Consider the following 1,774-nt stretch of genomic DNA (forward strand, 5'->3'; position numbering starts at 1 on the left):
AGCAGCCGGGCCAGCGCGGCCGGGCCGATGAGGCGCTCGGCCAGCGGGCCGTCCACACGCAGGCGCAGTTGGGCCACGGGCCGGTCGCCCGGAAAGCGCCGTTCGCCCTCGCTGCCGCGCAGCGTGGCCACCGTGGTGTGGCCGGCGCGGAACTGCAGGTGCTCGCCGTCGCGGCTGCGGTATTCGGACGCCCCGGCCAGGCCGAAGGTCAGCACCAGGGCGGTGGCGTCGCCTGGGTGGGTGTGGCGTTCGTGCTGGCGGCCCGGGCTGCGCGAGCGGATCGCGCTGAACCCCGGCACGATGTCCAGACGTTCGCTGACCGGGCCGGCCGTCGCCGCCGGTGGCGTGAGCGGCTGCCAGCCACCGGGGCCCGGTTCCGCCAGCGGGGACGCGAAGGCCTCAGTCATAGCGCCGGGTGAAGATCAGGTCGACCGCGTTTTCTTCGCCGGCGCGTCCGCGCAGCGTCAGCGAGCGCGTGAGGTCGTAGAACAGCGACACGGTGCCCAGCGTGCCGATGAGGCTGCGCTCGTAGCTGATGTAGAGCTGGCTCGACAGGCGTTTGCCCACCGAGACGGCCGCAGCGTTCACGGTGCCGTCGGTGTTCTGCGTCTGGCCGCGCAGCCCGATGTCGTCCAGCCCCAGGCTCTGGGCGAGCTGGGTGCCCCGGTCTTCGCCCCGGCTGGACAGCAGCGCCAGCGCGGCCTGCTGGAGGATGGCGGCTTCGGCGCCGGTGCCCGTGGCGGGCCGGCCCAGCACCAGCCAGGCGAGCTTTTCGCTGTCGGGCATGTCGGGGTCGGCGAACAGGCGCACCGTGGGCGACTGGGCACTGCCCGAGACGCGCACGCCCACGCGCTGGTCGCTGCTGCCCTGCGGCCGGATGGCCACGATCTCCAGCGTCGGGTCGTCGTACGGGCCGCTGAAGCGCAGCGCGCCGGATTCGATGGTGAGCTGCTGGGCGTAGGCGCGGTAACTGCCGCTGGTGGTGCGCACCTCGCCCAGCACGCGGGGCGTGGGTTCGGCGGGGGTGCTGCGCACTTCGAGCTTGCCGCCCAGGCGGGCCTGCAGGCCGCGCCCGCGCACGTCGAAGCGTTCGCCCAGGTCGATCTCCAGCCGGGCATCGGTGTGAACCTGCCGCCCGGGTTCGGTGGGGGTGGTGGCCTGCCGGCCACCGCGCACCACCACGTCGGTGTCGAGGCTGGGGGTGAACTCGTCGGGCAGCACGAACAAGGCTTCGTCGGCGCGCAGGTTGCCACGCACTTCCAGCTGGTCGCCCTGCAGGCGGGCCTGGGTCTGGCCACTGAGCACCAGGCGCCGGTCGGGCCGGTTGGACACGCGCAGGCGGTCGGCCTTGGCCTGCAGCGTGATGGCCGGCCAGAGCGCACCGCCGGCAGGCTGGGTCTGCCAGCGCGCTTCGCCCGAGGCTTCGAGCGTGCCGCCTTCGGCCGCCCCACGCGGCCCTTCGAGCCGCAGGCTGTCGATCGCCAGGTGTTCGCCGTCGGCAGTGATCCGCAGGCGGCCGTTGCTGAAGGCGATGCCTTCGATGAGCGAGATCACCGCCACGTCGTCGGCCTGCAACTGGCCGCGCCAGTCGGGTTGGCCGCGTGTGCCGGCGATCTGCACCTGGGCCGCCAGCGAACCGCGCACGCGCCAGCCGGGCGGTGCCAGCGCCGACCACACGCCGACCTGGGGCATGCGCGCTTCCAGCGAACCCTGCAGCGGTGCCGACGCGGGCCAGCCCGCGGCCAGCCCGTCGGCGGCCGGGTCGATGCGGGTG

Annotated in this window: 1 protein-coding gene and 1 pseudogene; both read right to left on the minus strand. The window is 74.1% G+C overall.

All coding sequences use genetic code 11. From position 1 onward, the window contains the following. A pseudogene (locus tag QQK43_RS23015) lies at positions 1–407 on the minus strand (AraC family transcriptional regulator); the annotation flags it as partial. Next, a partial coding sequence (locus tag QQK43_RS23020; RefSeq protein ID WP_284309615.1) for a translocation/assembly module TamB domain-containing protein occupies positions 400–1,774 on the minus strand: 1,375 nt, incomplete at its 5' end. The gene QQK43_RS23020 and the pseudogene QQK43_RS23015, both read right to left, overlap by 8 nt.

The organism is Hydrogenophaga electricum (genome assembly GCF_030160815.1).
Classification (GTDB): Bacteria; Pseudomonadota; Gammaproteobacteria; order Burkholderiales; family Burkholderiaceae_C; genus Hydrogenophaga; species Hydrogenophaga electricum.